22 protein-coding genes are annotated in these 23,793 nt (G+C 65.4%); 8 read left to right on the top strand and 14 right to left on the bottom strand.

All coding sequences use genetic code 11. The features are described 5' to 3' along the window. Window positions 1–231: 231 nt before the first annotated feature. Window positions 232–1,143: a 3-hydroxybutyryl-CoA dehydrogenase gene (locus XH81_RS02065; protein WP_131233117.1), complete on the bottom strand. Its 912-nt coding sequence runs from the start codon at window positions 1,141–1,143 to the stop codon at window positions 232–234. Between the two features lie 297 nt (window positions 1,144–1,440). Between XH81_RS02065 and pstS the strand changes: the two genes are divergently transcribed. The 3 genes from pstS to XH81_RS02080 all read left to right on the top strand — a co-directional run bounded on the left by pstS (window position 1,441) and on the right by XH81_RS02080 (window position 3,799). Continuing rightward, complete coding sequence (gene pstS, locus XH81_RS02070; protein WP_038973414.1) at window positions 1,441–2,496, top strand: phosphate ABC transporter substrate-binding protein PstS; 1,056 nt, start codon at window positions 1,441–1,443, stop codon at window positions 2,494–2,496. A gap of 236 nt (window positions 2,497–2,732) precedes the next feature. Beyond that, window positions 2,733–3,104, top strand: a complete 372-nt coding sequence (gene arsC, locus XH81_RS02075) for an arsenate reductase (glutaredoxin) (protein WP_049801793.1) — start codon at window positions 2,733–2,735, stop codon at window positions 3,102–3,104. Further along, window positions 3,101–3,799, top strand: coding sequence for an ABC transporter permease (locus XH81_RS02080; protein WP_028142716.1), 699 nt, complete (start codon window positions 3,101–3,103; stop codon window positions 3,797–3,799). The genes arsC and XH81_RS02080 overlap by 4 nt, the downstream gene beginning before the upstream one ends. Here XH81_RS02080 and XH81_RS02085 read toward each other — a convergent pair. Further along, on the bottom strand, window positions 3,773–4,582 hold the full coding sequence (locus XH81_RS02085) for a substrate-binding domain-containing protein (RefSeq protein ID WP_028142717.1): 810 nt from the start codon (window positions 4,580–4,582) through the stop codon (window positions 3,773–3,775). The genes XH81_RS02080 and XH81_RS02085 overlap by 27 nt on opposite strands. 162 nt (window positions 4,583–4,744) lie before the next feature. Between XH81_RS02085 and XH81_RS02090 the strand changes: the two genes are divergently transcribed. Continuing rightward, window positions 4,745–5,032: a hypothetical protein gene (locus tag XH81_RS02090; protein WP_028142718.1), complete on the top strand. Its 288-nt coding sequence runs from the start codon at window positions 4,745–4,747 to the stop codon at window positions 5,030–5,032. 61 nt (window positions 5,033–5,093) lie between these two features. On the opposite strand, the gene XH81_RS02095 is transcribed toward XH81_RS02090, so the two are convergent. Next, the gene (locus XH81_RS02095; RefSeq protein WP_131233118.1) at window positions 5,094–5,558 is read right to left on the bottom strand and encodes a hypothetical protein; all 465 of its coding nucleotides are present in this window, start codon (window positions 5,556–5,558) and stop codon (window positions 5,094–5,096) included. A 168-nt stretch (window positions 5,559–5,726) separates the two neighbouring features. On the opposite strand from XH81_RS02095, the gene XH81_RS02100 reads away from it, so the two are divergent. The 3 genes from XH81_RS02100 to XH81_RS02110 all read left to right on the top strand — a co-directional run bounded on the left by XH81_RS02100 (window position 5,727) and on the right by XH81_RS02110 (window position 9,849). Beyond that, the gene (locus XH81_RS02100) at window positions 5,727–6,971 is read left to right on the top strand and encodes a hypothetical protein (protein WP_028142720.1); all 1,245 of its coding nucleotides are present in this window, start codon (window positions 5,727–5,729) and stop codon (window positions 6,969–6,971) included. Window positions 6,972–7,035: 64 nt separating this feature from the next. Next, window positions 7,036–7,308: a TonB-dependent receptor plug domain-containing protein gene (locus XH81_RS02105; RefSeq protein ID WP_028142721.1), complete on the top strand. Its 273-nt coding sequence runs from the start codon at window positions 7,036–7,038 to the stop codon at window positions 7,306–7,308. A 537-nt stretch (window positions 7,309–7,845) separates the two neighbouring features. Beyond that, entirely contained in the window at window positions 7,846–9,849 is a 2,004-nt protein-coding gene (locus XH81_RS02110; RefSeq protein WP_028142722.1) for a putative bifunctional diguanylate cyclase/phosphodiesterase, read from the top strand. Between the two features lie 11 nt (window positions 9,850–9,860). On the opposite strand, the gene XH81_RS02115 is transcribed toward XH81_RS02110, so the two are convergent. From XH81_RS02115 to XH81_RS02150, 8 genes are read right to left on the bottom strand one after another with little or no spacing between them, the layout of a single operon-like run. Beyond that, window positions 9,861–10,580, bottom strand: coding sequence for an ABC transporter ATP-binding protein (locus tag XH81_RS02115; protein ID WP_049801795.1), 720 nt, complete (start codon window positions 10,578–10,580; stop codon window positions 9,861–9,863). Next, entirely contained in the window at window positions 10,573–11,328 is a 756-nt protein-coding gene (locus tag XH81_RS02120; protein ID WP_028142724.1) for an ABC transporter ATP-binding protein, read from the bottom strand. Before XH81_RS02120 ends, XH81_RS02115 begins: the two co-directional genes overlap by 8 nt. Further along, on the bottom strand, window positions 11,325–12,323 hold the full coding sequence (locus XH81_RS02125) for a branched-chain amino acid ABC transporter permease (RefSeq protein ID WP_028142725.1): 999 nt from the start codon (window positions 12,321–12,323) through the stop codon (window positions 11,325–11,327). Before XH81_RS02125 ends, XH81_RS02120 begins: the two co-directional genes overlap by 4 nt. Next, window positions 12,320–13,195 (bottom strand): branched-chain amino acid ABC transporter permease, encoded by an 876-nt coding sequence (locus XH81_RS02130; RefSeq protein ID WP_028142726.1) that lies wholly within the window; start codon window positions 13,193–13,195, stop codon window positions 12,320–12,322. The genes XH81_RS02125 and XH81_RS02130 overlap by 4 nt, the downstream gene beginning before the upstream one ends. Window positions 13,196–13,206: 11 nt before the next feature. Further along, on the bottom strand, window positions 13,207–14,448 hold the full coding sequence (locus XH81_RS02135; protein ID WP_028142727.1) for an ABC transporter substrate-binding protein: 1,242 nt from the start codon (window positions 14,446–14,448) through the stop codon (window positions 13,207–13,209). A gap of 23 nt (window positions 14,449–14,471) precedes the next feature. Beyond that, a complete protein-coding gene (locus XH81_RS02140) occupies window positions 14,472–16,847 on the bottom strand; it encodes a xanthine dehydrogenase family protein molybdopterin-binding subunit (protein WP_271595656.1) in 2,376 nt (791 codons plus the stop codon). Continuing rightward, the gene (locus XH81_RS02145; protein WP_028142729.1) at window positions 16,844–17,368 is read right to left on the bottom strand and encodes a (2Fe-2S)-binding protein; all 525 of its coding nucleotides are present in this window, start codon (window positions 17,366–17,368) and stop codon (window positions 16,844–16,846) included. The genes XH81_RS02140 and XH81_RS02145 overlap by 4 nt, the downstream gene beginning before the upstream one ends. Continuing rightward, complete coding sequence (locus XH81_RS02150; protein ID WP_028142730.1) at window positions 17,365–18,225, bottom strand: FAD binding domain-containing protein; 861 nt, start codon at window positions 18,223–18,225, stop codon at window positions 17,365–17,367. Before XH81_RS02150 ends, XH81_RS02145 begins: the two co-directional genes overlap by 4 nt. A 254-nt stretch (window positions 18,226–18,479) precedes the next feature. On the opposite strand from XH81_RS02150, the gene XH81_RS02155 reads away from it, so the two are divergent. Further along, window positions 18,480–19,100, top strand: coding sequence for a TetR/AcrR family transcriptional regulator (locus XH81_RS02155; protein ID WP_028142731.1), 621 nt, complete (start codon window positions 18,480–18,482; stop codon window positions 19,098–19,100). 167 nt (window positions 19,101–19,267) lie between these two features. Here XH81_RS02155 and hutU read toward each other — a convergent pair whose 3' ends face one another. From hutU to hutI, 3 genes are read right to left on the bottom strand one after another with little or no spacing between them, the layout of a single operon-like run. After that, window positions 19,268–20,938, bottom strand: coding sequence for a urocanate hydratase (gene hutU, locus XH81_RS02160; RefSeq protein ID WP_028142732.1), 1,671 nt, complete (start codon window positions 20,936–20,938; stop codon window positions 19,268–19,270). Between the two features lie 12 nt (window positions 20,939–20,950). Continuing rightward, window positions 20,951–22,510, bottom strand: coding sequence for a histidine ammonia-lyase (hutH, locus tag XH81_RS02165; RefSeq protein WP_038974491.1), 1,560 nt, complete (start codon window positions 22,508–22,510; stop codon window positions 20,951–20,953). Beyond that, window positions 22,507–23,721 carry an imidazolonepropionase gene (hutI, locus tag XH81_RS02170; protein WP_028142734.1) on the bottom strand — a complete coding sequence of 405 codons (1,215 nt, stop codon included), beginning with the start codon at window positions 23,719–23,721 and terminating at the stop codon, window positions 22,507–22,509. Before hutI ends, hutH begins: the two co-directional genes overlap by 4 nt. Window positions 23,722–23,793: the final 72 nt, after the last annotated feature.

Raw genomic sequence — 23,793 nt, forward strand, 5'->3', positions numbered from 1 at the left:
TTCGTCCGTTTCGTCTTTCCCTCTCCCCCTGTGGGAGAGGGTGGCTCGCCGCACAGCGGCGAGACGGGTGAGGGGTCTGCCTCCGCGTGCTCCTCAGCGAGTGAGTCTACGGCAACAACCCCTCATCCGGCGCTTCGCGCCACCTTCTCCCACAAGGGGAGAAGGGAACGCCCGCATCCATGCTGGCGCAATTCGCGACGTCCGTCTTTGTCGCAGCACAAATTGCGAGGATCAGGCGCTATAGATGTAGAAGCCCTGCCCGGTCTTGCGGCCGAGATGGCCTGCATCGACCATCTCTTTGAGCAGCGGCGCCGGCCTGTATTTAGGATCGTTGAAGCCCTTGTAAAAGACCTCCATCACCGAAAGCATGGTGTCGAGCCCGACCAGATCGGCTAGAGCCAGCGGCCCGATCGGATGGTTGCAACCGAGCTTCATGCCGGCGTCGATCTCTTCCGCCGTCGCGATTCCCTCCTGGAGCGCGAAGATCGCCTCGTTGATCATCGGGCACAGGATGCGATTGACGGCAAAGCCCGGGCTGTTCTTGGCGGTGATCGCCACCTTGCCGACGCGCTTGGCGAAATCGAGGGCCTTGGCGTGGGTGTCGTCGGAGGTCTGCAGGCCGCGGATCAGCTCCAGCAGCGCCATCACCGGCACCGGGTTGAAGAAGTGCATGCCGATGAAGCGGTCGGGACGATCGGTCGCCGCAGCGAGCTTCGTGATCGAGATCGACGAGGTGTTGGTCGCAAGCAGCGTGCGCGGCGACAACGTCGCGCAGAGATCCTTCAGGATCTTGACCTTGAGCTCCTCGTTCTCGGTTGCGGCCTCGATAACGAGATCGCAATTGGCAAGCTTCGCCCGGTCGGTGGTGCCGGTGATGCGCTTGAGCGCCGCCTCGCGATCGGCCGCCGACATCTTCTCCTTCTTGACCAGACGCTCGAGGCTGCCGCCGACGGTCGACAGCCCGCGGTTCACCGCCGCATCGGAAATGTCGACCATCACGACCGAGAGCCCGGCCGCCGCGCAGACCTGCGCGATACCATTCCCCATGGTGCCTGCCCCGATGATGCCAACCGTCTGGATCATTGCCTCGTATCCTTCATCCTTGCGGGCGAGCCAATCCCGGCCGGCCCATTGTTCCTGCATCAGGCTCTAGCACCGCCGGCGGGCGCCTGCGACCCTGATCCTGCCCCTTCCTTAAAGCATCCATGGCGGGAATAAAGCCGCTGCCGGTCGCGAAAGGGCACGATTTGGCCGCCTGGCGCGCAATTTGCCTCAAATTGCGTCCCTGCCCGGCCGGGCCAGCGATCTCCCTCAATCGGACGACGCGGCGGAGCTGACGGCGTGGTGTAGTCGGCGCGCAATGGCCGCCGCGAATGCCTCGCGACGCAATTGTGAGATCGAACACATCGGCTTCGTGCCCCACCTGTTAGCGTCGCGCAAATGAAGAACCACATCGGGCTATCAATCATCCTCACCGCTCTGCTCGTCGCCACACAAGGCATGGCAGCCGAAACCAAAGGCGCCGGCTCAACCTTCGTTTCCCCCGTGATGGCGAGATGGACCGACGCGTACAAGGCCAAGACCGGAAACGTCGTCAGCTATCAAGCCGTCGGCTCCGGCATCGGCCTCGGCCTGATCAAGAAAGAAGCCGTCGATTTCGGCGCCAGCGACATGCCGCTCGACCCCAGGGAGTTGGACAGGCTCGGCCTGATGCAATTCCCGATCGTGATCGGAGGCGTCGTCCCCGTGGTCAATATCGACGGCGTCAAGCCCGGCCAGATCCGCTTTACCGGGCAAGTGCTCGCCGACATCTATCTCGGCAGGCTCAAATCCTGGAACGATCCCGCGATCGCCGAGATCAACCCCGACGTCAGATTGCCGAACGCTGCGATCACGGTGGTCCATCGCATCGACGGCTCCGGCACGACGTTCAACTGGTCGAACTACCTCGCGAAGGTCAGCCCGCAGTGGAAAGCCAGCGTGGGCGAAGGCACCTCCGTCGAGTGGCCGCTTGGCCTCGGCGGCCGGGGCAATGATGGTGTCGCCTCGCTCGTCGGTCTCATTCCCGGCGCGATCGGCTATCTCGAATACACTTACGCGCTGCAACGTCTCGACCGGATTTCCTTCGGAATCGTGCAGAACAGCGCCGGCAATTACGTCGTGCCCGACGCCGCATCTTTCCAGGCGGCCGCATCAAGCGCGGACTGGAAGGCGGAAAAGGATTTCCATCTCGTGCTCACCAACGCGCCCGGTGACGACGCCTACCCGATCACAGCGACGACCTTCGTGCTGATGCCGAAGGCGCCGAAATCACCGGAACGATCGGCAGCCGCCATCGATTTCGTCCGCTGGTCGCTGGAAAACGGAAAGTCCGAGGCCCAGACGCTCAACTACGTCCCGCTGCCGCCTGCCTTGATCGACCAGATCGAACGCTATTGGCAGCAGAGCATCGACGCTGCCCCCAGGATTTCGGCGTCGGCCACCGTCAAACGCTGAGGCTGCAACCGCGGGCGGCCGAGCCGATCCCGGATACCTCGCTCGATGAACCGCTTCCGACAGGGTCGGGAGCGGTTCGCCGCTTCCGGTTCGGGCCAGCCACGCCGATCCTTCTGGAAATTCCGCAGTGAATCGTGATCTAGTCGGCAGGAGGCCTGTTGCCGGCTCGCCACGGTGAGAATACGCGGGGGTCCATGAGAGCAGCCGAACCGCTGCAGAGCCCCGGGGACTTTCGAATGGACGTGATCATCTACCACAATCCCGAATGCGGCACGTCGCGCACGACGCTGGCGACGATCCGGAACGCCGGCATCGAGCCGCATGTGGTCGAGTATCTGAAGACACCGCCATCGCGAGCCCTGCTGCAGCAGCTCATCGCACGCATGGGAATTTCGGTGCGCGAGGCAGTCCGCGAGAAGGCTGCCCCCTATGCGGAGCTCGGGCTCGCCAACCCCGCGCTGACCGACGATCAGCTGCTCGATACGATGATGGCGCATCCGATCCTGATCAACAGGCCGATTGTCGTGACGCCGAAGGGCGTCAGGCTCTGCCGTCCCTCCGAACTGGTGCTCGATCTGCTGCCGGCGCAACAGCGTCAGGCCGGATGAACGACTTCGCACGATCCATTGGCGCGGCGCTCTCGCTGATCGGCGAAGCCGACGCCGAGCTGCTCGGCATCGTCGCATTGTCGGTGCGCGTCAGCCTGACCGCGAGCATCCTTGCCCTGCTGATCGGCGCGCCGATCGGGGCCTTGCTCGCGATCACGCGTTTCCGCGGGCGGCAGGTGATCATCGTGCTGACCAACGCGCTGCTCGGCCTTCCGCCGGTCGTGGTCGGGCTCGCGCTCTATCTTCTGCTCTCGCGGTCCGGCCCGCTCGGGGTGGCCGGACTGTTGTTCACGCCGGCCGCCATGGTGATCGCGCAGACGCTGCTCGCCACCCCGATCGTGGTGGCGCTGGTGCACCGGCCTGCGAGCCTGCTGTGGGCGGAATATGGCGACCTCGCACGGATCGACGGGCTGTCGGTCTTCCGCTGCATGGCGCTGCTGTTCGCGCTCGGCCGGACCTCGCTGCTGACGGCCTTTCTCGCCGCCTTCGGGCGCGCCATCGCCGAGGTCGGCGCCATCATCATCGTCGGCGGCAACATCCGCGGCTTCACGCGCACGATGACGACCGCGATCGCGCTGGAGACCAGCAAGGGCGACCTGCCGCTGGCACTCGGACTCGGACTGATCCTGCTCGCGCTCAGCGTCGCGGTGTCGACCGTCGCCTTCCTGCTAGTGGGACGCGTTGGGGAAAAATAGCTGCTCACCGCCCACCTTGTAGCCGGCGATCGCCTGCTGCCCCTTCGGCGAGACCAGCCAGTCGATGAAGGCTTGCCCATCCTTCGCCTTCACGTTCGCATGCTTTGCCGGATCGACCAGCATGACGCCGTACTGGTTGAACAGCCGCTTGTCGCCCTCGGTCAGGATGGCGAGCTCGCCGCGATTCTTGAAGGACAGCCAGGTGCCGCGGTCCGACAGAACATAAGCGTTCGACGACGACGCCATGTTCAGCGCCGGGCCCATGCCCTGGCCGATCTCACGATACCAGCTGTCCTTGCCGGCACTGATGTCGACGCCCGCCTCCTTCCACAGCCGGAGCTCGGCCGCGTGCGTGCCGGACTTGTCGCCGCGCGAGATGAACTGTGCCTTCGCTGCCGCGACCTTGCGCAGCGCATCGGTGACATCCTTGCCTCCGGCGATCTTTGCGGGATCGCTCTTGGGCCCGACGACAACGAAGTCGTTGTACATGACGTCGAAGCGCTTCACGCCCTGCCCTTCGGACATGAACTTGTCCTCGGCAGCCCGGTCGTGGACGAACACCACGTCGGCATCGCCGCGCCGCCCGATATCCAGCGCCTGGCCGGTGCCGACGGCAACAACCCTCACGCTGATGCCCTCGGCCTTCTCGAACAACGGCAGCAGATGGCCGAACAGGCCCGACTGTTCCGTCGAGGTGGTCGAGGCCACGGTGATGGTGCGCTCCTGCGCGAACGCGATGGTGGACCAGAGCATAACCGCTCCGATGGTGACAATCTTCCTCATGCGTCGTCCCCCAACAAACAATGACGATCCTGAATAACCTCTGGCGATGGCGACGGGAACCCCGACATTCGGCCGCAGAGAGTTGAAGCGGTGGCGTCAAATCGGCAGGAACGGCGTTGGCGCGGGCGGATTGTATGGGGATGTAACGTCAAGGAGAATCCCATGAAAAAGATCATCTTGGCATCGGCGTGCATCATGGCGCTCGCGGCTGGTGGTGCCTTCGCGCAGACACAACCCGCTCCAGGCGCCTCCGGTCAGGGCGACGTCGGCCCCTCCTCGCGCGGCCCCGCGACCAAGGGAATGACGACCGGCAAGTCGTCGAACATGCAGAACGAGGCCAGCGACAGCAAGGGCGCGCAGCAGCCATCGGCGGGCGGCACCAACACGAATAACATGGGCAGCCAGGCCGGAGGCAGCGCGGGCGGCGGCAGCGCCGGCGCCGGCAAGTAGCCGAAGATCGAAAAATCCCGGAGGGGATCACCGTCCCCTCCCGCAGGCCGACCGGCGTCGATCAACGGCCGGGGCAATATCTCATCACGCTGCGGATCCCCTGTGGCTCCGGTTCCTTCATCCATCCGATTTCCCTGGCCAGCCAAAGCTTGTCGTCGCCGATGACATAGGCGAACGTCATGGTGTCGAAGCCTCTGGGATTGCGGACCGTGACCTCGCCGCAGGCCACCTCGATCGAGCGGCCCTGCGGGTCGGATGCGGGGCTGGTCCAGGAAATGTGGATTTCCGCATTCGGCGGGATCAAATGAGCGGCGATCTTTGGCGTGAGATCATTTGCCAAGGCAGGTGCGCAGATCAATGCGGCGAGGACCGCAGCCGGATATATCTTGCGGATCACGTCTTCTCTCCTTCGCTTTCGAAGGAAGCGTATCCGTGATCGGCGCCGCAGCTCTGTGGAAGCGATCACATTGGCAGCCGGTGCACGGCGGCCTGATGACAACCGCACTTTCTCGATGATGCCTGACACATCATGCAGCCGCCCGCGCGCGGGATGCGTGGATGTTCTGCAATTGGTCCCGTCTACATTGACAGGGGTGTGACGGCCGGGGCAGTTTTTCACATTGCTGGCGAATCAGCGATTGCCTCACGCCGAGTACCTCTTGGACAACTCCCAGTGCTTTCGAGACTGATATCGTTGCTGCGCCGCATCCCCGCGGTGAAATGGGCGTTCACCCGGCTTCGGCCCTTGCCGCATGGCGGCAGCATCGACGGTGCGGCGGTGGTCGCCGAACAGCCTGTCATCGTTGCCGACAACGCTGAAGCTCTTCCGGCTCTCGACACCGGCATCGGCACTGATCCGCTGCGCAGCGACGCCGCGGTCGCCGAGAACGGCAGCGCCCACCCTGTCATCGCGGAAGCAGCGGCCGATGTCGCCGGCAGCGACGATTCCCTGCAGCAGGCTCCGACAGAATTCGAGCCGGTCTTGGTCGCAGAGGTTTTGGTCGCGGACGAGGCCGCCGGCGAGACGGTCGACGGTCCCAAACCAGTCGATGTTCCTGAACCCGTCATCGCCAATGATCCGCCTGTGGAGCTTTCGACGAAGCCCGAGTCCGACGCCATTGAAGCGGTCGGGGCCATCGACGTCGAGGACGAGCCGGCCAAAGCGGCCGAGCCCGTCATCAGCAGCGATCCACCTCCCGAGTTCGCGGCAGGCGTTGAGCCTGATGTGGCCGAGGAGACTTCGTCCAATCTCCAGGTCGCTTCGGTTGATGTCGCTCCGGTTGATGTCGCTTCGGTTGACGCCCCCGCGCTCGTCGTTGCCGACGATCCCTCCACCGTTGCCGTCGTGGATGTCGAGCCTGTTCTAGACGATACCCATGTCACGCTTGCCGATCGCGACGTCCCGGCGGAGCCTGTCGCTGAAGACAAGATCGACAGCGATTCCGCCTCCGGCACTGCGGTGGCAACCGAGCCGGTCGCAAGCGATCCTGCCCCTGTCGCCGCGGAGGACTCTTCCGCCGACGCCCTCGTGGTCACGCATGATGAGCCGGCTCCGGCTCTCGCGGCTCCACGTGAAGAGATTCGCAGTGCGCCGAAACTTCGCGCGAAGGCCACGGAACCTGCCGATCGCACCGCGCTGATCCGGCAGCGCTGGGCGGAAACCGGAATCAGGATGTGGAATCCCCGCCTTCACGGCACCGGCGAAGCCACGCTGAACATCCAGGGCAGCGTTGGGCTGCTGCCGCCTGCGCCCGGCGAGACGATGCCGCGCTACGACAAGCTGGAATTCAAGATGCTCGGCGGACAGATCGTCTGCGAAGGCGTCATCGTCGAGGCCCCCGCGCAGGCGAGCCATCGCAGCTTCACCCGGCTCGCCGAGCCAGGGAAGCTCGACCGGGTTCGCGAACCGGTGCGGGAACGCCAGGCCGCTCTGGCCTGATCCTTTCCGCTGCAAGCGTCGTCACGCCGTGCTAGGCTGAGGTTTCCGGGACATGGGAGATCACATGCCTGCGAAGCTGTTGCGACTGATCGTGATCGCCGCCCTCTGCGTCTCGCAAGGAGCCTTTGCGGCGTCCGGCAAACGGCCTCACCACACGCCCGCCACCGATCCCGCCGCGCCCTACAAGGCCGACCGGCTCTCCTCATCGCGCGGCGAGACCCTCCTCAACACGCCCGGGCAGACCACCGTGCTGACGCGAGAAGTCCTCGACGACATGAACGCGCGGAGCCTCCGGGATGCGATGCGCTCGACCGCAGGGGTCACGATCGGACGCTAGAGCATGATCCGGAAAAGTGTGCAGCGGTTTTCCGAGAAGATCATGCTCAAACAATAAACCAAAGACCTAATCTCATCGCGCTTTGGGCTGCTCCTCGCTCAGGGGATGGATAGCCCTTCCAGATCCACTCGAGCGCCGACGGCAGCGTCTGTGCGATCGTCGACCGATCGACGTGCTTGGCGTTGCGCACGAACAGGTACTGATAGTGGTAGCCCTTCTCCGCCAGGACCTTGGCTCCCCCGCTGGGCAGCGCAATCGCATTTGGGAGGGTCTCTCCGTGTCCATCCTTCGAGGCAAGACGTTGCGGCGAAGCGCATGGTTAGCAGAGCGTAACGGCGGTTTTTGCAGGACTTCGCCGCGATACGCCTGCTGCCGCAGCCCCGTATCGTTAACACAGCCTCACCATTGCACGCGTCCGGAAATGCAGCGGTAGCGCGCAACCTGCGCTGGTCTTTCGCGCAGGACCCGATCTAACGGGCCCTTTACCCACGCTATGCAAGATCGCCGGCGTTTTCAGGATCCGGGGCTCGTATTTCAATGCCTGTTGCCGATTTGAAGTCTTACTTCGCCGCCGCAATGCGGCTGTTTCGCGTGCCGGCCGACAATCCCGAGCTGACGCGCGCGCAGTTCGACGCCTTCTCCAAGCAGATCCCGCTGCTCTACTTCATCCTGATCACCAACACGATCGCGGTCGCATATACCTATGTGCCGCTGGCGCCGGCCTCACTCAGCATGATCGTGCCCGGCGTATTGATCGCGGTGGCGGGCTATCGGACCTTCTGGTGGCTGCGGCAGCGCCACGTCGTCCGCAGCGACGCCGACATCCTGCGCAATCTGCGTCTCACCAACTGGATCGCGGCACCGATCGCGGCGGGCTTCACCGTCTGGTCGTTCGCCCTCTATCCCTATGGCGATCCCTTTGCCAAGAGCCAGGTGGCCTTCTACATGGCGGTGACCGTGATCGGCTGCATTTTCTCGCTGATGCATCTGCGTTCGGCCGCGCTGATCGTGACTCTCGTCGTCGACGTGCCCTACGTCGTGTTCTACTTCGCCACGGGCGAGCCGACGCTGGAGGCGATGGCCGTCAACAATTTGCTGGTCACCGGCGCGATGGTGACGGTGCTGACCATCTACTACCGGGACTTCGCCGATCTCGTCGCCAGCCGCAAGTCGCTGCTGGCACAGCAGGCGGCGACCCAGGCACTCTCGGACGAGAACTTCCGCCTCGCCAATCTCGATTCCCTCACCGAGCTGCCGAACCGCCGCCGCTTCTTCGCCGAACTGTCGAGCGCCTTTGCCGACGCCGAGCGCAGAAACGTTCGCGTCGCGGTCGGCATCATCGACCTCGACGGCTTCAAGCCGATCAACGACAATTACGGCCACAGCGTCGGCGACCGCGTCCTGATCGAGGCGGGCCGCCGCATCCGCGAGGTCTGCGAGGGCTTCGGCCCGCAACGCGTGGAATTCGCCCGGCTCGGCGGCGACGAGTTTGGCCTCGTCGTCTGCGGCGATCCCGACGATGCCGATCTGGCACGGCTCGGCGAACGTATCGGCGGGCAGGTCAAGCTGCCTTACCAGCTCGACACCGCCCACACCGGCCTGTCCTGCTCGATCGGATTTGCGCTGTTTCCGGACTCCGCGACGACATCGGAAGCTCTCTATGAATGCGCCGACTATTCGCTCTATCATGCCAAGCGCCAACTGCGCGGACGCACCGTGATCTTCTCGGGCGAGCTCGAGGCCGAGATCCGCAGCCGCGGCGTGATCGAGAATTTGCTGCGCACCTCCGATTTTGGCGCCGAGATGGAGCTGGTGTTCCAGCCGATCGTCGATGCCATGAGCGAGCACGCTGCGGGTTTCGAGACGCTGGCGCGCTGGCACAGCCCCCGTCTCGGCTGGGTTTCCCCCGCCGACTTCATTCCGGCGGCCGAGCGCATCGGCCTGATCCGCCCACTGACGCAGACGCTGCTGGCGCGGGCGCTCGCGACGGCCAAGACCTGGCCCGACGACATCCGCCTGTCGTTCAACCTGTCCGCTCACGACGTCTGTGCCGCCGAAGGCATCCTGCCGCTGATCTCCATCATCGAGAAGAGCGGCCTGTCGCCGCGTCGGATCGACTTCGAGATCACCGAGACCGCCGTCACCTTCGATTTCGTGCGCGCGCAGCAGTCCATCTCGACGCTGAAGGCGATGGGCTGCGGCATCTCGCTGGACGATTTCGGCACCGGCTATTCCTCGTTGAGCCACGTGCACCGGCTGCCGCTCGACAAGATCAAGGTCGACCGCAGCTTCGTCGCCGACATCAACGAGAACCCGGTCAGTCACAAGATCATCAAGTCTTTGACGGGCCTCTGCGACGACATGGAGATCGCCTGCGTCGTCGAGGGCGTCGAGACCCGCGCCCAGCTCGACACCCTGCGCCGGCTCGGCTGCGACTTCATCCAGGGCTATTATTTCGCAAGACCCATGTCAGCCGATGCGATCGGCGACTATCTCGCGAACGAACGCCAGCGCCTCGACGGCGCCAAGGTCGTGGCCTAGCGGGCTAAACGTCAGACCGCGCAGTAGCGTTCCTGGATGTCCTTGTCCGCGAGCAGCGCCGCAGCGCTGCTCTCGTGCACGACCTCGCCCTGGTCGATGATCACGGCGCGGTCGGCCAGCCGCAGCGCCCATTCGACGTTCTGCTCGACCAACAGCAGCGTCTTGCCCTCGTCACGCAGGCGGCGGAACAGCACGCCCATCTCCTCGACGAGGACGGGCATGATGCCCTCCGAGGGTTCATCGAGCAGGATCATCTTGGGCTTGCCGATCAGTGCGCGCGCGATCGCCAGCATCTGCTGCTCTCCACCGGAGAGCGTCACGCCCTCCTGCTCGAGGCGCTCCTTCAGGCGCGGAAAGGTCGCGGCGATTTCGTCGATCGCGGCCCGCTCCTCGATGCCGCTGCCGGCCGCGACGAGACCGAGCCGGAGGTTCTCGCGCACCGACAGCCCGGGAACGATGCGCCGCTCCTCGGGCACGTAAGCGAGGCCAAGGTGGAAGCGCTGATGGGCGCGCAACGGCAGGAGCTCCATGCCAGCAAAGCGCACGCGGCCGGTCGCCTTCGGCATCAGGCCCATCATGGTTCGCAAGGTCGTGGTCTTGCCGGCGCCGTTGCGACCGACGAGGGCAACCACCTCGCCCTCCTTCACGTGCAGCGAAATGCCGTGGAGGATGTGGCTCGCGCCATACCAGGCGTGGAGATCTTCGATTTCGAGCAGCGCTGTCTCAGCCATAACCTTCACTCTGTCCGAGATAGACCCGGCGGACTTCCGGATTGCTCCTGATCTCGTCCGGCGCGCCGTCCGCGAGCAGGCGGCCGTGGTGCAGCACCACGACGCGCTTGGACAGGCCCAGCACCATCTTCATCTTGTGCTCCACCAGCAGTACCGTGCGCTTGTCGGCGAGCCGTTCCAGCAGCGCGACCATGTCCTTGGTCTCTTCGGGACCCATGCCGGCGGTCGGCTCGTCGAGCAGCAGCAACTCGGGCTCGGAGACCAGCCCGATCGCGATCTCCAGCGCGCGCTGCTGGCCGTGCGAGAGGAACTTTGCAAATTCGCTTCGCCTGCCGAGAAGCCCCACCGCGTCGAGTGCCGCATCGGCACGCGCATGCAATTCGGTCAGCCGCGCGCGATTCCGCCAGATGTCATAGCTCACGGCCAGCGCCTGGGCCGCGACGCGGACGTTCTCGTGCACCGACAGGTCCGGAAAGATGTTGGTGATCTGGTAGGACCGTGAAATGCCCTGGTGCACGAAGCGGTGCTGCGGCAGGCCGTTCAGCTCACGCCCCCGGAAATGCAGCTTGCCGGAGGTCGGCGTCAGTGCACCTGAGAGGATGTTGAAGAACGTGCTCTTGCCGGCACCGTTCGGCCCGATGATCGAGGTGAGCTGCCCCGCCGCAAAGGACAAGGTAATATCCTCGAGCGCGACAAAGCCGCCGAAGCGCTTGCCGATTCCCTCGGCGCGAAGCAGTTCGCCGCTCATCGCCGCGCCTTTCCGATGCGAAGGGCATCCAGCAGCGTGCCCCAGATGCCCTTGGGCAGGAACAGCACGAACAGCACGAAGATCGCGCCGACGAAGATCTGCCAATGCGGCGTCCAGAGCGAGATGACATCCTCCAGGATCAGGAAGCTCGCCGCGCCGACGAAGGGTCCGAAAAAGCTGCGGGCGCCGCCGAGCAGCACCATCATCACGATCATGCCCGAGGTCTGGTAGTGCAGGATGTCGAGCGGCACGATCGACAGATGCAGCGCCAGCATGCAACCGCCGAGCGAGGAGATCGCGCCCGACAGCATGAACACGACCAGCTTGCTGCGCTCTACGTCGTAGCCGCAGGCCCGCGCGCGCTGCTCGTTCTCGCGGATCGCCTCGATGACGGCCCCGAACGGCGAGTTCAGGATGCGCGACTGGAACCACATCGCCAGCGCCGCGAAGGCCATCAGCACGTAATATTTGTTGATGGGGTCGAGGAAATTGACCTGGAGGCCGAACAGGCTGATGCGGTCGACGGTGAAGCCGCGCAGGCCGTTCTCGCCGCCGGTGAAGGAGGACGCCTGGAGCGCGACGTAGTAGACGAGCTGCGCCAAAGCGAGCGTCACCATGGAGAAATAGATGCCGCGGGTGCGCGTCGAGACAATGCCGATCAGGGCCGCCAGGCAGGTGCTGAGACCCACGGCGAGCGCGACCGCGGCAAACCACGGCACGCCATAGCGGCCGATCGCAATGCCGGTAAAGTATGCACCCGCCCCGAAGAACGCGGCCTGCCCGAACGACAACAGCCCGGTGTAGCCGAACAGCAGATTGTAGCCCATCACCACGACGCCGTAGATCAGGACGTTGACGGCCAGCGCCTTGGACGGCAGCAGCCAGGGCAATATCGCCAGCACGGCGATGGAAAGCAGCACGCGGTGGTCGAGAAGCCGGCCGAGCCCGCTCGGCGCGGCCTTGGCGAGAGCCTCGCCGCTCGAAGGGTGCGTCACGCCGTCCTCCCTCTCACGCCGAACAGGCCTTGCGGACGGATCAGCAGCACCACCGCCATCAGCGCGAACATGACGATAGTCGCCATTTCAGGCGCGAACAGCGCCACCAGGCTGATGGAAATGCCGACCATGAGGCCGGCCACGACCGCGCCGACGATCGAGCCGAGACCGCCAATCACGGTGACGACAAAGGCTTCGGCCAGCACCAGCGAGCCCATCTCCGGATTGACGCTGCGCATGGGCCCGGCGAGCACGCCACCCAGCGCGGCGAGACCGACGCCGAGCCCGAAGATCGCGAGCCACACCCGGCCGATGTCGACACCGAGCACCTGCATGATGGTGGGATCGCGCGCACCTGCGCGCACGATCAGGCCGACACGGGTCTTCTCCAGCGTCAGCCAGAGCGCCAGCAGCACCACCGCCACCAGCGCGATGACGAACAGGCGGTAGCGCGGGAAGAAGCCGATGCCGAGATCGAGCACGCCGATCAGCTGCGGCGGGGTCGGAAACGGAATGCCGTCGCTGCCGAACACGATGCGCACGCCCTCGACCAGGACGTAGCTGAGGCCGAAGGTGAGCAGCAGCGGATCGTCGATCGAGCGTCCATACAGCCTGCGGATCAGCACGAACTCGATCAGCATGCCGAAGGCGCCGATCAGGATGGGCGCGAGCAGCAGCCCCCACCAGAAGCTTCCGGTGAGCGAGGCCAGATACAGCCCGGCATAGGCCCCGATCATGAACAGCGCGCCATGGGCGAAATTGACCACCCCGAGCATGCCGAACACGATCGTCAGTCCAAGCGCAGTGATCACCAGGACCGCCCCAAGGGCGATCCCGGAGAGAAGCTGCATGATGATCAGCGACAGGTCCATCGTCACAGGCTTCAGGTGGCGTGGCCGAGCTCGCTGCAGCTGCGCAGCATGTCGTCCGAGCCGGTGTCGTTGGCGAGAATGGCGAACAGATCGTTGTCGCCCGCCATGGCGGACTTCTTCTTGGACTCCAGCACCAGCACCGACTGAACCGACTGATGGTCGCATTTGCGGTAATGCTGCGGCCCCTTGGTCAGATCATATTGCAGCTTCTCCAGCGCATCGACCACCTTATCGGTGTCGGTGCCGCCGGCGGCCTGCATCGCAGCCAGCAACGATCCGACGCCGGAATAGCCATAGGCGCCGTAGTCGGTCGGGATCGCGCCGCCATTGGCAGCCTTGAACGCGGCATTGAAGGCGGCCGCCGACTTGCTCTGCGTCTCCAGGCCCCAATAGTAGTTGGCGCCGCCGACGACGCCCTCGAACACGTCGGGGCCGACCGCGAGGCGCTGGTTGTGCAGGATGACGGGGACGACGATCTTCATCTGCTGCTTGACGCCGAAATCCACGGCCTGCTTGATCGCATTGGCCTGGTCGCGGCCGAAATTGGAGATGCAGAGCACGTCCGGCCGCATCGACATCAGGCGCGGCATGAAGGTCGAATAGTCGGCAGCACCGAACGGATGCAGGATCTCGCCGACATTGTCCGCACCGATCGCCGCCTGCGCGCGCTTGAAGCCGCGCAGCATCTCATGGCCATACGCATAATCGGCGACGAGATGGGCGACTTTCATACCCTTCTTCAGCGTCTGCCGCGCCACCGCGGCTGTCGTCATGTGTGGGTTCAGCGCTTCATGGAAGGTGTATTTGCTGAAATCCTTGGCTTCGTTGATGGTGTCCGACTGGCTGATCGAGACGTAGATCACGCCGCGGGCGCGGGTAACCTCGTTGACCGCGAGCTGCACGGCGCTGGAGAGCGCGCCGACCACGGCATGAACCTTGTCCTTCTCGATCAGCTCGAGCGTACGCGTCGCGGCCTCACCGGCGTTGAGCTTGTCGTCGCGCACCAGCAGCTCGACCTTGCGGCCGCCGATGCCGCCCTTGTCGTTGACGAGCTTCACCGCGAGCTCGGCGCATTTGACCTGATCGCGCGCTTCCGCCGCGAACGGGCCGGTCAGCGGCGTCGGAAAGCCGATGCGGATCGTCTCGTCCACGGCGCGGCCGAGCCGGGGCATGGCAAGTAGCGCCGCGCCGGCCGAGAGGCCGGCGAGTGCGGTACGGCGAGTTATCTTCGACGTCGAACCGGATTTGGGCATGATTTCCTCCAATTGTCTTTTTTCTAGAAACGCTTCAGGGCTTTCAGGACTTTGGCAGGCGTGATCGGGATCGAATTGATCGTGGCACCAAACGGCGCGAGCGCGTCGTTGACCGCATTGAGCACGCAAGCCGACGCCGCCGCCGTGCCGGCCTCGCCGACCCCCTTGGCGCCGAGCTCGGTGTCGGCGGTCGGCGTCTCGACGTGGGCGATGACGATATCGGGCATCTCCATCGGCATCGGCACGAGGTAATCGGCGAGCGAGCCGTTCATGAGCTGACCGGTGTCGCTGTAGCGGCATTCCTCGAACAGCGCAGCACCCAGCCCCTGCACGATGCCGCCGCGGAGCTGTTCGTCGACCAGCATCGGATTGATGACGCGTCCGCAATCCTCGACGATAAAATGCTTCAGGAGCTTGATGAAACCGGTCTCGACATCGACCTCCAGCGAGCAGCCCTGGATGCCGTTGGTGAAGGCAAAGGGATAGCCCTGCGGCGCGAAATGATGGCTCACCGTGAGCTGCGCCTGCGTGCCCGGCGGCAGCGTATCGGAACGGAAATAGGCAATGCGTGCGATCTCGGAGATCGGCATCCGTTGGTTCCGCGTGCCTGCGTCGACGATTTCGCCATCGACGATGTCGAGCGCCGACGGTTGCTCCTGGAGGATCAGCGCGGCGATCTCCAGGATGTTGCGCTTGAGCGCGCGCGTCGCCTGCAGCGCGGTCTCGCCGCCGATGCCGGCGCCGCGGCAGGCCCAGGTCGCCCCGCCATGCGGCGTCACCTCGGTATCCCCGGTGATGACCTTGACGTGCTCCTGGGCAAGGCCGAGCTGGTCGGCCACGATCTGGCTGATGATCGCCTCGGTGCCCTGCCCCTGCTCGGTGACCGAGATCAGGCAGCGGACCTCGCCCGACGGCGTCAGGCTGAGAGTGGCGCCGTCCTGCGAGGAGATGCGCGCGCCGCCGACGCCATAGAACGCCGGGCTGGGGTTCGTGATCTCGACAAAGGCGGCGATGCCGATGCCGCGATAGACGCCGCGCTTGCGCAAATCCGCCTGCTTGGCCCGCAAGCCGTCGTAGTCCATCATCTCGTGCAGGCGCTTCAGGCACGCCTGATGCGACAGCGCCTCGAAGCGGTAGCCGGTCGGTGAGGTCTGCGGATAGGCATTATCGGGGATGACGTTCCGCGCACGGATGGCGAAGGGATCGAGGCCGATCTTGCTTGCTGCCATATCGACCAGCCGCTCCGTGACGGCGCAGGCGATGGGATGGCCGACGGCGCGATACTGGCTGGTCTGCACCTTGTTCTGGAAGATCACCTCCAGCGTGGCGCGGTAATTCTTGAAGCGATAGGGCGCGCCGATCAGGCGAATGACCTGGTTGCCCTCGACCACGCTGGTGCGCGGATAGGTCGAGAACGCGCCGATCGCGGTCAGATCCAGCACGTCCATCGCCAGGATCTCGCCCCTGGCATCGAGCGCCATGCGGGCGCGGACGCGGTGGTCGCGCGCGTGGATGTCGGAGACGAAGGACTCCATGCGATCGGCAACGTACTTCACGGGACGGCCGAGCAGGATCGAGAGACCGACCACCGCCATGTCCTCGTGATAGACATGCAGCTTCATCCCGAAGGAGCCGCCGATGTCCGTCGCGATGACGCGGACGCCCGCCTCCGGGATGCCGTAGTGGCGGGAGTAGAGATCCTGGAACTGGTACGGCGTCTGCGTGCCGTGATGCACGGTGAGCGTGCCCGCGGACGGATCGTAATCCGCAACGATGGCACGCGGCTCCAGCGTCACTGCGGTATGGCGGCCGAAGGAGAACTCCTCCTCCACCACATGGGCCGCATGCGCAAAGGCGTCATCGACAGCGCCGTTGTCGAGCTGGCTGCGGAAGCAGGTGTTGTTGGCGCTGCCGGGATTGACCAGCGGACCGCCGGCCTCGCGTGCGCCGTCGATGTCGACGACGACGGGAAGGTCCTCGTAGTCGACCTCGATCAGCTCCAGCGCATCTTCGGCGATCGTCCGGCTCTCGGCAACGACGGCGACCACCGCCTGTCCGGCCCAGACCACGCGATCGAGCGGCAGCGGCAATTGCGGTGCGGAGGTCATGCCCTTGAAATGATCGAGCGTGCCAGTCCAGGGCGTGCAGATCCTGGCGAGATCGGCGCCGGTGGCGACGAGATGCACGCCTTCGATTGCACGCGCCTGCTCGGTCTTGATCGCGACGATCTTCGCATGCGCATGCGGGCTACGCAGGAACGCGGCGAAGAGCATACGCGGCAGACGGAGGTCGCTGACATAACGTCCCCGCCCGGCCAACAGCCGCTTGGCGTTCGGCCGCGGCACGGAACGGCCGATATAGGAGTTGGGCCGATCGAGCGAAGTCAGCGGCGCGCTCATGCTGCGCCTCCGCCCGTATTGCGCGCTTTGGCCACCGCGTCGATGGCATCGACGATCGCTTCATAGCCGGTGCAGCGGCAGTAATTGCCCGACAGCGCGTCGCGGATCTCCTCGCGGCTCGGCTGCGCACTCTGCGAGAGCAGCTCGTGAGCGTTGATCAGCATGCCCGAGGTGCAGAAGCCACATTGCAGCGCATTGCGACGGTGGAATTCGGCCTGGAGATCGGCGAGCAGGCCGCTCTCGCTGAGCCCCTCGATCGTGTCGATCCTGCCGCCATCAGCCTGCACCGCAAACATCAGGCAGGAATGCACGGCGCGGCCGTCGAGCTGCACCAGGCAGGCACCGCAAGCGCCCATCTCGCAGCCGGCATGCGTGCCCGTCAGCTCGAGCCTGTCGCGCAGGCAATCGACCAGCATGTCGCGCGGCGCGACCTCGCAGGCGACCTTGCGGCCGTTGACAATGAGGCGAACCCGCACCGTCTCGTCCACCTCGTTCAGCAGGCTGTCGTCGAAGCCGCTCATGCTCCCTCACCGAGACGTCCGAGCAGGCGGCCAAGCAGCACGCGGGCGAGATGCAACCGCATCGCCGGCGGCACCTCGTCGCTCTCGGGCGGCGCGAGATCGCCTTCGAGCGCGCCTTGCGCGGCAGCGATGCGTGCCGCATCCAGGCTCGCGCCGATCAAAATTGTTTCCGCCCCTTTGACCCGTGTCGGCGTGTTACCGACGGAGAAGAAGGAGATGCGGATGTCGTCAATGCGCTCCCCGGTGCAGGTCGCAAGGATGCCGCAACCGACCAGCGCATAGTCCCCGCGCCGCCGCGCCAATTCGTCGAACGCAAATCGCTGATCCGCCCTGAACAGCGGAACGTAAATTGCCGTGATCAGCTCGCCGGGCTGTAGCGCCGTCTCGAACAGGTCGATGAAGAAGTCGTCGGCCTTGACGCGCCGCCGGCATGACGGCCCGGCGATCTCGATCTCGGCATCCAGCGCCAAGGTCATCGCCGGAAATTCGGAGGCGGGGTCGGCCAGTGCGACGCTGCCGCCGAGCGTGCCGCGGTTGCGGATCGCGGGATGGGCGACGAACGGTGCCGCAGCGTGCAGCAGCGGCGCGAACTCGGCGATCAGCGGCTCGCTCAGCATTTCGCAGTGGCGCGTCAGCGCACCGATGCGCAAGCTGTCACCTTCACGCCTGACGCCGCACAGTTCGTCGATATGCGTAATGTCGATCAGCAGCCGCGGCGCCTGCAGCCGCAGCGACAGCGCCGGCACCAGGCTCTGGCCGCCGGCGATGAAACGCGCATCGTCCCCGGCGCGTGCGTGAGCATCCAGCGCCTGGTCGATCGTCGCAGCCCGAAAATAGCTGAAAGCCCGCGCCTTCACTGCCGTTTCCTCGATATCCATCGGCTCATCAGCCGGGATGCCAGATTTGTAACCATCTGGTCTCAAAATCCTGACACGGCTCCCGAGATCGGTCAACAGGAAATGACCATTTGGTCACAAAAGCACCTTGGGTTATGAAGACAGGGTTACGTTGATTCAGCGACGAGATGGCCCGAAGAGCGCAGAAAACTTTGAGGCGACCGGTCCGCAAGCGGACCGAGACAGGCAGCAAGTCCGCGCCAAAGCGTCGCAACATGCGCGCGGCCGACCGCGAGCGCGCGATCGTGGACGAGGCCATCCGCTTCTTCGCCGAGCGCGGCTTCGAGGGTCAGACCCGCGAGCTCGCCAAGCGCATGGGCATCACGCATTCGGCGATCTACCGCCACTTCCCGAGCAAGGAAGCGCTGATCGAGCGAGTCTACCAGGAGGTCTATCTCAGCCGCTGGTCGCCCGATTGGGGACCGATGATCCGCGACCGTTCGTTGTCACTCGAAGCAAGGCTCACACGCTTTTATCTCGACTATGTCGAACGCGTGTTCGAATACAATTGGGTACGGATCTTCGTGTTCTCCGGCATGAAGTCATTCGGCATCACCAGCCGCTATCTCGACATCGTCCGCCGCGAGATCATCGAACCGGCGGCGGCCGAACTGCGCCACGAGCTCAAACTGCCCGACTCGAAAGCTCACTCATTGGGTGAGCGCGAGACCGAGCTGTTCTGGGGCCTGCACGGCCGCATCTTCTATCTCGCCATCCGAAAATTCATCTACGAGACGCCGATCCCGCCCGATCTCGACGCCATCGTCCGGGACGCCGTCCAGACCTTCATGGATGGCGCGAAGACGACGATGCCGAAGCTCTTGGTCAGCGGCTGAATCGGCGACGCTGCCCCGAAGCAGGTGCGCTCCCTCTCCCGCTTGCGGGGGAGGGCTGGGGTGGGGGTGCCTCCGCAGAGAGACTCCCTGATTGGAGAGAGCCCCCACCCGGCGCTCCGCGCCGACCTCCCCCGCAAGCGGGAGAGGTTGATCGAGCCCGCGGCTAGCTACTTCGCAAGGCTCGGCAGATCGAGCCCCTTGTCACGGGCGCAGTCGATCGCGGTCTCGTAACCCGCGTCGGCATGGCGCATGACGCCGGTGGCGGGATCGTTCCAGAGCACGCGCTCGATCCGCTTGGCCGCTTCCGGCGTGCCGTCGGCCACGATCACCATGCCGGCATGCTGGGAATAGCCGATGCCGACGCCGCCGCCATGATGCAGCGACACCCAGGTCGCGCCACTGGCGCAATTGAGCAGCGCGTTCAGCAGAGGCCAGTCGGACACCGCGTCCGAGCCGTCCTTCATCGCTTCGGTCTCGCGGTTGGGGCTTGCCACCGAGCCGCTGTCGAGATGATCGCGGCCGATCACGATCGGCGCCTTGAGCTCGCCGCGTGCCACCATCTCGTTGAAGGCAAGGCCGAGGCGATGGCGGTCACCGAGGCCAACCCAGCAGATCCGAGCCGGCAGACCCTGGAACTTGATGCGCTCCTTGGCCATGTCGAGCCAATTGTGCAGATGCTTGTCGTCGGGCATCAGCTCCTTCACCTTGGCGTCGGTCTTGAAGATGTCCTCGGGATCGCCCGAGAGCGCGGCCCAGCGGAACGGCCCGACACCGCGGCAGAACAAGGGACGGATATAGGCGGGAACGAAGCCGGGGAAATCGAAGGCGTTCTTCAGGCCCATGTCCTGCGCCATCTGGCGGATGTTGTTGCCGTAATCGAGCGTCGGAATGCCCTGCGCATGGAAATCCAGCATCGCCTGGACATGCTCGACCATCGACGTCTTCGATGCACGCTCGACCCCCTTCGGATCGGAGCCGCGCTTGGCTTCCCACTCGGCGAGCGTCCAGCCCTTCGGCAAATACCCGTTGATCGGATCATGCGCGCTGGTCTGGTCGGTGACGATGTCGGGCTTGACGCCGCGGCGCACCAGCTCCGGGAAGATCTCCGCGGCATTGCCGAGCAGGCCGACCGAGATCGCCTTCTTCGTCTTGGCGGCCTCTGCCATGATCGCCAGCGCCTCGTCGAGCGTTGCGGCCTGGCGATCGAGATAGCCGGTGCGCAGCCGCATCTCGATGCGGCTCGGCTGGCATTCCACCGCGAGCATCGAAGCGCCGGCCATGGTCGCGGCCAGCGGCTGCGCACCGCCCATGCCACCGAGGCCAGCGGTGAGAATCCATTTGCCGGCAAGGCTGCCGCCATAATGGCGCCGGCCGACCTCGACGAAGGTCTCGTAGGTGCCCTGCACGATGCCCTGGCTGCCGATATAGATCCAGGACCCCGCGGTCATCTGGCCGTACATCATCAGGCCCTGGCGATCGAGCTCGTTGAAATGGTCGAGCGTTGCCCAATGCGGCACGATGTTGGAGTTCGCGATCAGCACGCGCGGCGCATCGGCATGGGTGCGGAACACGCCGACCGGCTTCCCGGACTGGACCAGCAGCGTCTGGTCGGCTTCGAGCTTGCGCAAGGCCGCAACGATCCGGTCAAAGCTCTCCCAGTCGCGCGCGGCGCGGCCGATGCCGCCATAGACCACGAGCTCGCTCGGGCGCTCCGCGACATCAGGATCGAGGTTGTTCATGAGCATGCGCAGCGGCGCTTCCGTCAGCCAGCTCTTGGCGCTGATGTCGCTGCCGCGGGGCGCACGGATGGTGCGGTCATTGTCCAGTCGGCGGTTCATGCGGGCACCTCTTTAGGCAAGTCGCGGAAATGGGTCAGTTGGAAGCATGGTGAGCGCCACGCTCGGCAGCGCATCGGCCTCGATCAGTGCAGCGGCCCTGGCGAGATCGCCGGCCATGTAGCGGTCCGCACCGAGCGCCGGCACCTGCTCGCGCAATGCGGCGATGACGGCAACGAGCGGCGCGCTGGTCGCATGCGGCGCGCGCAGCGTGATGCCTTGGGCGGCAACCAGGAGCTCGATGCCGAGGATGGCGGCGAGATTGTCGGCCATGTCGCACAGGCGGCGCGCGGCGTGTGCGGCCATCGAGACATGGTCCTCCTGGTTGGCGCTGGTCGGCGTCGAATCGATCGAGCAGGCTGCCGCGCGCTGCTTGTTCTCAGCATAGAGCGCGGCGGCCGTCACCTCGGCGATCATGAAGCCGGAATTGATGCCGGGATCTGGGGTGAGGAACGGCGGCAGGCCGAAATTCAGGGCGGGATCGACCAGCGTCGCAATGCGCCGCTCGCTGATCGCGCCGATTTCCGACAGCGCCAGCGCGAGCGCGTCGGCGGCAAAGGCCACAGGCTCGGCGTGAAAATTGCCGCCGGAAACGATCTCGCCGGTTTCGACCAGCACCAGCGGATTGTCGGTGACGGCGTTGGCTTCGACAATCAATGTGCGCGCGGCCTGCGTGATCAGGTCGAGTGCGGCGCCTGCAACCTGCGGCTGGCAGCGCAGGCAATAGGGGTCCTGCACGCGCTCGTCGCCTTCGAGATGCGACAGGCGGATGTCGCTGCCATCCAGCAGCGCGATCAGCGTCGCGGCTGCGGCGATCTGCCCGGGATGACCACGCAGCGCCTGGATTTCCGGACGGAACGGCGCCGTCGAGGCCATCGCGGCGTCGACCGACAATGCGCCGGTGACGAGCGCAGCGCGAGCCAGACCGAAGGCGCGCAGCACGCCGGCAATAGCGTAGGCGGTCGAGAATTGCGTGCCGTTGATCAGCGCGAGCCCCTCCTTGGGGCCGAGCGTCAGCGGCGCGAGGCCGGCCGCGGCGAGCGCTTCACCGCCGGACACGGTTTTCCCGTCGACGATCGCCTGCCCCTCACCGATCATCACCGCCGTCATGTGCGCGAGCGGCGCAAGATCGCCGGAGGCGCCGACCGAGCCCTGCTGCGGCACCAGCGGCGTGACGCCCCGCGCCAGCATGGCCTGCAACTGCTCGATTACCGCGCGGCGCACGCCGGAAGCGCCGCGCCCGAGCGAGACGATCTTCAACGCCATCATCAGCCGCACGATCGGCTCGGGCGTGGCTGGGCCGACGCCGCAGCAATGCGACACGATCAGATTGCGCTGGAGCAGCGCGGTCTGATCGGGCGGAATGCGCTTCGAGGCGAGCTTCCCGAAGCCGGTGTTGATGCCATAGACGGGAGCGTCGGCTTGCGCGGCCCTTGCAACGATTTCGGCTGCCGCCTCGACGCGTGGCCAGAACGACGGATCGAGCACGACGGAAGCGCCTTCCAGCACGCGCGCGAGATCGTCGAGGCTGACCGCTCCCGGCTTGACGACGATCGCGGTGCCCTGCTCCGTCACTGGCCCCTCCACACCCGGCGATGCAGCGGATTGAAGCCGATGCGATAAACAAGCTCGGCTGGACGCTCGATGTCCCAGATCGCGAGGTCGCACCATTTCCCGGCTTCCAGCGTGCCGGTTTCATCGAGCACGCCCAGCGCCCGCGCGCCCTCGCGGGTGATTCCGGCGAGGCATTCGGCGACCGTCATCCGGAACAGGGTCGCGCCCATGTTCATCGTGAGCAGGAGCGAGGTCAGCGGTGAGCTGCCGGGATTGCAATCGGTCGCGAGCGCCATGGAAACGCCGTGGCTGCGGAACGCCTCGACCGGCGGCTTCTGCGTCTCGCGGATGAAGTAGAATGCGCCGGGCAGCAGCACCGCCACCGTGCCGGCCTTCGCCATCGCGGCGGCGCCGGCTTCGTCGGTATGCTCGAGATGATCGGCCGACAGCGCCGAGAATCTTGCAGCGAGCGCAGCACCGCCGAGGTTCGACAGCTGGTCGGCATGAAGCTTGACCGGCAGCCCCAGCTCCCTCGCCGTCTCGAACACCCGCGCAGTCTGCTCCGCCGAGAACGCGATGCCCTCCATGAAGGCATCGACGGCGTCGGCAAGACCGGCCTTCGCAACGGCCGGCAGCATCTCCTTGCAGACGAGATCGATATAGCGATCCTTGTCACCCTCCGCCTCCACCGGCAGGGCATGCGCCCCGAGGAAGGAGGTGCGGATCGCAACCGGCCGCTGGCGACTGATGCTGCGCGCGGCCGCGAGCTGTCGCATCTCGGTCTCGGTGTCGAGGCCGTAGCCCGACTTGACCTCGACCGTGGTTGCGCCCTCGCCGATCAGCGCATCGAGCCGCGGCAACGCACTCGCGACGAGATCGGCCTCGCTCGCCTTGCGGGTCGCCGCCACCGTGGAGACGATGCCGCCGCCGGCGCGCGCGATCTCCTCGTAGCTCGCGCCCTTCAGGCGCAGCTCGAACTCGTGCGCGCGGTTGCCGCCATAGACGAGATGGGTGTGGCAGTCGACGAGGCCGGGCGTGATCCAGCGTCCCTCGCAATCGGTCCGTTCCGCCGCATCGGCATCCGCCGGAAAATCGGCCTGCGCACCGGCATAGGCGATACGTCCGCCGCGCGCGGCGATCAGGCCCCGCCCGATCTCGCCGAGATCGGGCCGGTCGGCCCGCATCGTGGCAAGCCGGGCATTGTGCCAGATCCGGTCGAAGCGCTCTGCCATGCAACGGTCCCTTCGCGTGGGATGCTTGACTTATATGTCTAGACATATAATCGTGGGACCGTTCTGTCCAGC

Source organism: Bradyrhizobium sp. CCBAU 25360 (assembly GCF_028128695.1).
Lineage (GTDB): Bacteria > Pseudomonadota > Alphaproteobacteria > Rhizobiales > Xanthobacteraceae > Bradyrhizobium > Bradyrhizobium ottawaense.